This is a genomic window from Betaproteobacteria bacterium (assembly GCA_016194905.1).
Lineage (GTDB): Bacteria > Pseudomonadota > Gammaproteobacteria > Burkholderiales > JACQAP01 > JACQAP01.
Window position 1 is genome coordinate 153,110 of sequence record JACQAP010000013.1, and the last position, 8,568, is coordinate 161,677.

At 58.7% G+C, this 8,568-nt stretch carries 12 protein-coding genes; all 12 read right to left on the reverse strand.

Annotated features, from left to right (window positions below; translation table 11 throughout):
• The 12 genes from HY067_08200 to HY067_08255 all read right to left on the reverse strand — a co-directional run bounded on the left by HY067_08200 (position 1) and on the right by HY067_08255 (position 8,427).
• Positions 1-1,107 (reverse strand): enterochelin esterase, encoded by a 1,107-nt coding sequence (locus tag HY067_08200; GenBank protein ID MBI3527937.1) that lies wholly within the window; start codon positions 1,105-1,107, stop codon positions 1-3.
• 58 nt (positions 1,108-1,165) lie between these two features.
• Positions 1,166-1,582 carry a PIN domain-containing protein gene (locus tag HY067_08205; GenBank protein MBI3527938.1) on the reverse strand — a complete coding sequence of 139 codons (417 nt, stop codon included), beginning with the start codon at positions 1,580-1,582 and terminating at the stop codon, positions 1,166-1,168.
• Complete coding sequence (locus tag HY067_08210; protein MBI3527939.1) at positions 1,575-1,820, reverse strand: hypothetical protein; 246 nt, start codon at positions 1,818-1,820, stop codon at positions 1,575-1,577. The genes HY067_08205 and HY067_08210 overlap by 8 nt, the downstream gene beginning before the upstream one ends.
• A gap of 101 nt (positions 1,821-1,921) precedes the next feature.
• Positions 1,922-2,506, reverse strand: a complete 585-nt coding sequence (locus HY067_08215) for a phytanoyl-CoA dioxygenase family protein (protein MBI3527940.1) — start codon at positions 2,504-2,506, stop codon at positions 1,922-1,924.
• Positions 2,473-2,979 (reverse strand): hypothetical protein, encoded by a 507-nt coding sequence (locus HY067_08220; GenBank protein MBI3527941.1) that lies wholly within the window; start codon positions 2,977-2,979, stop codon positions 2,473-2,475. Before HY067_08220 ends, HY067_08215 begins: the two co-directional genes overlap by 34 nt.
• A gap of 112 nt (positions 2,980-3,091) precedes the next feature.
• Positions 3,092-3,436, reverse strand: a complete 345-nt coding sequence (locus tag HY067_08225; protein MBI3527942.1) for a hypothetical protein — start codon at positions 3,434-3,436, stop codon at positions 3,092-3,094.
• Positions 3,437-3,525: 89 nt separating this feature from the next.
• Positions 3,526-4,659, reverse strand: a complete 1,134-nt coding sequence (locus HY067_08230) for an ABC transporter substrate-binding protein (GenBank protein MBI3527943.1) — start codon at positions 4,657-4,659, stop codon at positions 3,526-3,528.
• A 383-nt stretch (positions 4,660-5,042) separates the two neighbouring features.
• Positions 5,043-5,801, reverse strand: a complete 759-nt coding sequence (locus HY067_08235) for a Sir2 family NAD-dependent protein deacetylase (GenBank protein ID MBI3527944.1) — start codon at positions 5,799-5,801, stop codon at positions 5,043-5,045.
• A gap of 116 nt (positions 5,802-5,917) precedes the next feature.
• Positions 5,918-6,268 carry a helix-turn-helix transcriptional regulator gene (locus HY067_08240; GenBank protein ID MBI3527945.1) on the reverse strand — a complete coding sequence of 117 codons (351 nt, stop codon included), beginning with the start codon at positions 6,266-6,268 and terminating at the stop codon, positions 5,918-5,920.
• Positions 6,261-6,587: a type II toxin-antitoxin system RelE/ParE family toxin gene (locus HY067_08245; protein MBI3527946.1), complete on the reverse strand. Its 327-nt coding sequence runs from the start codon at positions 6,585-6,587 to the stop codon at positions 6,261-6,263. Before HY067_08245 ends, HY067_08240 begins: the two co-directional genes overlap by 8 nt.
• Before the next feature lie 233 nt (positions 6,588-6,820).
• On the reverse strand, positions 6,821-7,900 hold the full coding sequence (locus HY067_08250; GenBank protein ID MBI3527947.1) for a hypothetical protein: 1,080 nt from the start codon (positions 7,898-7,900) through the stop codon (positions 6,821-6,823).
• A 215-nt stretch (positions 7,901-8,115) separates the two neighbouring features.
• Positions 8,116-8,427 carry a hypothetical protein gene (locus HY067_08255; protein MBI3527948.1) on the reverse strand — a complete coding sequence of 104 codons (312 nt, stop codon included), beginning with the start codon at positions 8,425-8,427 and terminating at the stop codon, positions 8,116-8,118.
• Positions 8,428-8,568 lie beyond the last annotated feature (141 nt).

Sequence of the window (8,568 nt, forward strand, 5' to 3'; positions counted from 1 at the left end):
TCAGGGCTTCAACGCCCTGTAGAGGAACGGCAGGCTCGTGTCCATCCGGTAATCGACGTCGGAGTGATCGTCGTCGAATTCCTCGTAGGTGTGACGGATGCCGGCCGCGGCGAGGCGCTTCGACAGGATGCGTGCGCCGTAGTGGATGTGATATTGGTCGCGCCAGCCACAGTCGATGTAGATGCCGCGCAGCGACTTGAGGTTGTCCCGGTATTTCGCGACCAGATTGACCGGGTCGCTCTCGCGCCACTTGCTCCAGCGCTTCTCGATGACCTCGCCCGATTCGAGGTTGAACGGCACGCGAAAGCCGAGCGGCGCTCTTCGGTCTGCGTCGTAGGTAGCGGCCATGCACAGGTTCATGATGCAGTGGCCTTCCGCTGTCGAGAGCTTTTCTTTCTTCCAGACGTGCGCCAGGAAGCGTTGGATGCGCCCGTCGTCCAGGCCTTCGGCGAGGCCTTTGCGGTCCGATTCGCCGCGCGCGTCATAAGCGCCGGCTTTCCGCTTCGGCACACGATGTTTGGCGAGCTCGTTCAGCGTGTTCGGCCAGTCGTGCCAGTAAACGAAATCGAAATACGCGTCGCCGGAATGATCGGCGATGGCACCCCAGTACTTCGCATACTGCATGCCGTGGAGGATCGCGCCGTAGCCGCCGGATGATTTACCGAAGCAGCCGCGATGCTCGCGGCTCGCCAGCGTGCGGAACTCGCAGTCGACGAAGGGAATGATCTCGCGCGTCAGATAGTCCGCATAGTTGCCGATCGCGGACGAGTTCACGTACTGGTTGCCGCCGAGCGCCGTGAAGCAGTCCGGGAAGACGATGATCGCCGGCCCCATCTTCTGCTCGCGAATCAGCCGCGCCGCGCGCTCCGGCACGTTGTCACCGAACGGTTTCCAGTTGGTATGCGACAGACCCGAGCCGGTGAAGCCGACCAGGTCGTAGAGCACCGGGAAGCGGCGCCTGCCCGCGCCCTCGTCATACTGCGGCGGCAGCCACACGGCGACCTTGCGCACATGCGGATCGCCGAGTGGGTTGTCCTGGAGGATCTTCGACGTGTGCTCCAGCGCGACCAGCGTGCCGGCGGGACCTTTAGGGCGTTTGAGGGCCATGGGTGGTCTGGTGATTGGTGAGGTCGTGCGATTGTGGCACGCCGACGCTAAACTCGATTCAACGTTCGAACCACTTGATCAGCTCGAAGCGCTTGCCGCCCTTGAGGCGATATACGCCAAAATCGGTCTTGTCGGTGGTCAGGATATGCCGGATGCCGGTGCGGTTCGCCAGCCAGATCAGCGCTGCGTCGGCAAAATCGATGTCCCGGTCAGCGTATTTCCGGATGGATGAGCCGACTTCGCTATAGGCGTCGACGGGCAGTTCGAGTGTCCGCAGCCTCGGCGATTGAGCCAAGTCGAGAAATTCGATTTTGGCTTCAGCATCCAGGAAAAAGCAGGTTTCTACTATCACCGGGGAGACAGTAATGAGCGGGCCGATTTCCCGCAGAAAAAAAGCCCTCGCCGCGACGTGCAGCGGGTCGCTTTTACGCCCAAGGGCAACGAGAAACCCGGTATCGACGAGTACGTTAGCCACGCTTCCGTTTGCCGCGGAAGCTCTCGCGCAACAGGCGCTTGGTATGGCGTGCCACATCCCCTTGCCGCGTGTCGCAACCAATATACGGATGGCTCAGGCCGACCGTGCCCGATTCGGGCGCCCGCAGCAGCTCCTGCAAGGCAAGTTTTACAGCCTCGCTCTTGGTGAGACGGTGCTTGACGCAGTATTCGGCCAGCTCCTGCTCGACGCGCTGGGGCAGGCGGACGGTGAGAGTCATGCGGGGCCTCCGATGTAATACATTTCCTGAACAATTGTATTACAACAATTTCAGGCCGCCAAGCGCTCGTTTGAAACTACCGTCACCGGTTCCCGCCGAGATCAGACCGAGTGCTTCCATTCGAGATCAAACGGTGCCTCTCCAACATCAGCCCGGAGTTGACGCGCGGCAGCGTCTGTCATGCGCCCATGGCGATGGGAGCCAGGAACAAGTCGCAGGGGTCCATTTTCGAGCCCGCAATCATCAATATGTATGCGAACCGCCAACATCTTTTCAAGCAGCTCGGGTGGTGTCTGAACAAATTGTTCGCCTTCTTTCTCGGACCACCCGCCGAGAGCGGGATGATGGACGCGAGCGCGAACCGGGATGGAAAGATCTTGATGCGATGCGACCGACCAATTGCGCTGCGGGGTCTTGTCGAAAAGCGTGCACTGAACCGCAACCGACGAAATCGGCAAGACGCCCGCATTCTCCAGGCGCGCTCTCACTCGTTTAACGAGCGTGCGGCACAATGGGAGCCCGAGCAGGTTTCTGGTGCCGGCACCGCGCACCTTCACTCGCTCCAGCACACGCGCCATAACTGAAGTCTCGCGTTGAGTGAGAACGTTCGTAACGATGACGTAGCCGTCTTCCTCAAACGTTCCGCAGCCCATCATCGATAAGGAAAGGAATACAACCACTGACATTTGGCAACGGTAACGTTCCATGTGCCCGGAAGATCGTCCATCTTGTACTTGCACTGGCCGTTGACGCCGGCAAAGCGCCCACTCCCACCCGTCAGGTGCAATGTACCTTCGTCCGAGGTACCAGGATCGCCCGATCGGCGTTCGAAAAGAAGCAGCAGGGTGTCTTCCGGTGAGAATGTCGCGACACCATCCGCTTCCAAATCGAGCCCGGAAGGTGTTTTCTTCGAGAAACCGGCATATTGAACCGTTGCGCTGGCGCCTTCGACAAACGGGCGTCCGCTACTGTGGATAAACGTAACGGTGCCGTTCCCTCCCCTTGCCGTGACGGTCGTATCCCCCATTTGAACGGCGTACACGTTCGAAGTGGCCGAAAGAACGATATCGACCGTGCCGCTTTCCGCATGGCCTGGCACCGACGCGAGAGAACAAAGCCCCGCGGCGACGAAACACACGAATCCATTGTTTTTCTTCATGGGCTCTTCCCACTCATTGTTCAGTCGAAACGTGATCTGCGAAAATGGTCAGGATGTACCTGAAAGAAGGGTGCCGCGACCCGAAAGAGTCAGTCCAGACTCGGGTGGCAATCTAACTGGTCCGGCCGGTTTTCACGAACTCGAGAGAGGTCCGAAACAGTGGGAGATGCTTCTCGTATTCGGCGATCTCGGCGCAATTGATCTGTATCCATTCCCTCGTACTTGCGACACCACCGGGCTGAAACGGAACGACATCGTTTCTTGAGAACTGTAATTCAGTCGCGGCGGCAACTGGCAGACGCAATCCGATGCCGTCGCCGCTGATGCAGGCGAACATCTTGTCGCTGACGAAATAGGCGTCCAGACCATTGATTTTTCTTGCGCTGACGCCCGGGAGGTTGAGAAGGAGAGCGTCGATCTGCGCCTTGCGATCGGACTTAGTGGTATCGGTAGTCACAGGAAATAAGTCGGGTTGTCATGAACAGAACGATTGAATCATATACGCCAAATCCTAAGGCTGCAGGCACGACGCGACGAACAGCGAATTCACTCGACCGGGAAATCGACTCGCTTGATGAACACGATCTTTCCGCCCTCATTCTTCACCACGTTGTAGCCGTGGACGCCGTCGCCTCTGGCGTCGAACTCGTACGTACCTTCCAGGCCCTTGTAGCCTTTGATGGCGAGGATCGCCTTGCGGACGGCTTCGGGTTCGGTGCTTTTCGCGTTGTTCATGGCTAACGCGAGGATATGCAGCGCGTCGTAGGCCCAACTGGCAAAGTTGTCCGGATAGATGCCGTAGCGCTCGCGATATCTCCTGGTGAATTCACGCGCCGCCTCATTGGCGTCCGCGTTGAAATCGGCGACTGCGTAACTGCCGTACAGCGCTTCGCCCGCCAGATTTCGGGTTGTTACTGCGGCCGTGGTCGGCGATCCTATCCATTGAATGTTCACGCCAAGCTGGCGCAACTGCTTCGCAAAAATCGCCTGATCGGCCGGAACCGTCATGTAGGTTCCGAGCACCTCGGCGCCGGATTTCTTGATGGCGAGGACGACCGGAGCGAAGTCCTGCGAGTTGCTGGTGTAACCCTGATCGAGGATGGGAGTGGCGCCAAGCGCTTGCAACGCCTCGGTGAGCGCCTTCGCACCGCCCTGCCCGAACGCGTCGGTGGCATGGACGATCGCCCACTTCTTGAGCTTCAGCGTGTTGACGCCGAAGTCCGCGATGACTTTGGACGAGTACAGGTCGTTGGGTCGGGCACGGAACACCCACTTGTTGTCGATGCGCGTGAGGCTGGGGTCGGTGCCGCCGATCATGGTAGGAATGCCGGCTCTCGCGATCGCCGGCGAAGCCGCCTGAATCTGCGTGCTCGCAATCGGCCCTACGATCCCTTTGATCTCGGGATTGGTAAAGAGTTTGGTGAGCGCGAGAACCGTACCGGGATTTGTGCTGGCGTTGTCTTCGATGTGCAACTCGACTGGACGCCCCAGTATGCCGCCCGCCTTTTTGATGTCTTCCAGGGCGAGTTGCAATCCGTTGACCTGGAAGGTCCCCCATTCGGCGTATGGCCCGGTCAACGTGCTGACTACGCCGATTTTGATGGATTCCGCAGCGTCCGCGCCTGCGGAAAGCAACAGCGACGCGCAAAACGCCAGAGCAATATGGAATTGCATACGCATCCTCCCGCTCGATGTTTTATTTGGTAGCAGCCCACCCTGGTGGGCCCTGCCCCAGAGCATACCGCTGTCGCCGCTTAAATGTTGGGCTGCCGGTGACCCGAGTCACTCGCGCCGCGGCGATCGCCCGATCCTCAAACACGACTCCCACCGGCCGCACGCGCATCCTCTTCCGAGTTGAGGTACCCGTCGACTTTGAAAACAGAACAACGACGCGAGTGACCGGTATTAGCCGTTGGCAGATATACATACGCACTAGGACAACTCAGGGCATCGGACTTGATCGCAAGCACTACACATTGCCTTCGTCCTGCTTCCTTTGCGCCCTCTCTTTTTCCCTTTGCGTCCTTTGCGTCAACGCTCCTGAACGTCGGCCCCCTGGCCGGCTAAGGCTTTAGCAGTTGCGGCAGCATCGCGCCGATGGGCTCACGGAACACGGCGTCGGCCATCCCGTCGAAAGGCGTCGGTTCAGCGTTCAGGATCACGATCTTTGCACCTCCGGCGCGCGCCGCCGTCACCGCACCGGCGACCGGGTAAACCTGCAGGCTGGTTCCGACCGCGAAGAACAGATCTGCCTCTCCTGATGCGCGCATCGCGCGCTCGATCAATTCGGGTACCAGTACCTGGCCAAAGGAGATGGTGGCGCTCTTCAGAATGCCGCCGCAGTCGCGGCACGGCGGATCTTCCTCGCCGGCGCGCACGCGGTCCAGCGCCTTCTGCATCGGTGCGGTCATGCCGCACGCCATGCAAATCACTTTGCGCATCGTGCCGTGAACCTCGATCACCTTATCCGGCGAGTTACCGGCCATCTGGTGGAGCTCGTCGATGTTCTGCGTGATCAGCGCATGCAATTTACCGCGCTTCTCGAGCGCTGCAAGCGCGCGATGGCCGGCGTTGGGTTTTGCGCTCCAGGCCGGGTGCTCAATGCGCGCCTTCCAGGACGCCTTGCGCACCTCCGGATCGGTCATGTAGTAGTGGATGTCGGATAGCTTCTCGGCCTTGGGGTTCTTCGTCCATACGCCCTGCGGTCCGCGGAAATCGGGAATCCCCGATTCGGTCGAGATGCCCGCGCCTGTAAGCACGACGACACGCGCCGCCTGGTTCACCCAGCCTCGCACCTTTTCTATTTCCGCCGGATTGCGCAACGGATGACCTCCATTGGGATTATTGGCCCCAATTCAGTATCCACGATCCGGGCTGCCTCTCAGCCTGAACCTGTTCTCTCACGGTTTGAGAGCGCCCGTATGATGCTGTCCAAGACTTAAGGCGAGCGGCGCGCCGTCGTCTTTACGGTGCGTCCACTTGACCGCGTGGTTACCCGGCGCTCTTCCTTCACAAGGCGAATTTCGACTTTGTACCCGATGGCCTTCGCGTACCGTTGCAGAGTGAAGATCGATGGTGAGTGCTTGGGTTCGGCGGACTCCAGGCGGGCAATAGCGGATTGGGTGGTGCCAACGCGTTCGGCTACCTGCGCCTGCGTGAACCCTGCCTCGGTCCGCGCCTTCAACACTTGGTCGAGAAACGCGAACTCTTCGGCCAATTCGTCGTAGGCCTTTTTCACTTCAGGGCGGGCAAGCGCCCGTTTCTTGAACTGTTTGAGCGAGCTAGTCATCTTCAATATCCTTCATTCTCTGCCGCGCGATCTCGAGTTCCTTCCGCGGTGTCTTGTCCGTCTTCTTCACGAAATGGTGAAGAAAAACGATCCGACGGACGACGACGGTGCAGTAGAACACTCTTGCAATGCCTTCCGCGGACTTGATCCGGAGTTCGAACAGGCCCCCACCCATGGCCCGGGTCTGGGGCATGCCCAGATCAGGACCATAAACCTCCATTCGTTCCGCGTACCGCAAAAACCGGGCGACAAACCCGGCCGAAAGCGCAGAGATCTCCGCCTCGACACGGTCGCTGTAGAAGGTGACGGTCCAACTCACAGTGAGACTATAGCATATCCGCTATACAGAAAGATAGCCTCATACAAAGGGTGCCAGAAACCACTCACCCCTTTAGCGACTCGTATCTGAATTGGAGAAAGGCGTTCGCTTCACTATTGGAAACCCATAATTCGCGCGGCAGGCTTGACTCGGTCCCACTCTGCACTTCTTCTGCACGATGTAGCATCATTGTAAGTTCTGATTTTGAGAGTCGATTGTCACCTGGCCCGTCGCTATTTGATGTGCTTCACCAATTGCCTCGGTCCGACTTCCCCACCGTACACATTGCCCTTCGCATCCACCGCCAGACCTTCCGCCGCGCTGGTTCCCTCCATCTCGAGCGGATCTGGGATACGGTACAGGACACGGCCGTCTTTCAGGCTTCCGATTCGAATTCCCCGCTTCCATCCAGGGTGGGCTGCGAATGGAAGTCCGTTCGATTCGGAGTCCGCGACATAGATCATGTCGTCACGCAGGTAGATGCCGCTTGGACGGCTGAACTGCGCCCATTCGGCAATGAACGCCCCGTCCTGATCGAGAATCTGGATGCGCATGTTCCCCCGATCGGCGACGAATAGCCGCCCCTGGGAATCCATAGCGATATCGTGAGGCGTCTTGAATTCGCCCGGCACCGATCCCCACCGGCCAAAAGATTTGACGAACTTGCCATCCTTGGTGAATTTCGAGATGCGCCCGACGCTTTCCGGACCTTGCCCGGGATATTGCCCCGAATGCCCCTCTGCGATGAAGATGTCGCCGTTGGGCGCGGTGACGACACTGGTCGGTTCGTTCAAGGCCTGCGGCGGATTCCCCGCGACGCCTGCAGTACCGATTGTCAGCAGCACCTCGCCGTCCGGGCTGAATTTGACCACGACATGGCCCTTCGCCTTTTCATCCGGGTTCTTCTTGCGCTCCCGATCGTTGGCGCTTCTCCCGTCGACGACCCACACATTGCCATCCGCATCCACATAAATCTTGTGCGGGAAAATGAACAAGCCGGCGCCAAAACTCTTCAGAAGTTTTCCGGATGAATCGAACTTGAGGATCGGTGCTACGGTGGAACCGGCGCAGCTGTCGTACGCGAACGGGGATTCTCCAGGGGGGATGTCGGGATTCGCGCCGCACCGATTTGCCACCCAGACGGATTCCCCATTGTTGTCGATCGCGACTGCGTTCAGCGCTCCCCAAGTCCTCCCCTCGGGAAGATCTCCCCACGGTGCGATAGTTTGGTATGGACTGGGAAGGTCATTCGTCGGCTGGAGATCGCTTTCCCCGTATGAGCTGGCGCCGCACAGCGTCATTGCGGCAATCATCGCAATCAGTAACATCGATCGTTCCTTGTCTGGCATGAGACTACTCCTCGAAAAACTTGTCGCTTAGGGAGTTCAGGTCAGGCTTGGGATCTTGCATTATTTATGCAACATACCAAGCTTGAACCCCCCATTCGCCCTCATTCTCCCTTTCTCACGCTCCGTCCGTCTGTGCGCGGCCTAGCCAAGCGGCGGCGGGTTTGCTCGCTTCGTCTGATTCAGCGCGTGTCTTTCGAAAGGAGAAACTTGAGTGCCATCACAGGCCATTTCCCATGATCGTCGCCGAATTTAGCGAGCATGGAACCGGTGACGAATTGCGCTGCGGTGGTATGCCTGGCCGGACTGCTATTCACGCCGAAAATATGGAATGGGACGAATTGATCTTTGGTATATCTGACGCCTTCGTAAGCTACGTGGATTGAGCCGTCTTCGAGCTCTACGAGTTGGGCGTCAGTATTGATGCTGATAGCCGAAGGCATCGTTGCGTCTTTGTCTATGGGGAAAGCCGGGACAGGCTTGGCATATTGCATTATTTATGCAACATCCCAAGCCTGATAATCATCTAGCCGCCTCCTACGAAGGGGCGTAGCGTCGTGATGGCAAGAGTAGTCATGACGGACGACCCGACGAGGAGGCAGCGATGAAACTATACGGCGGTATTGATCTGCATT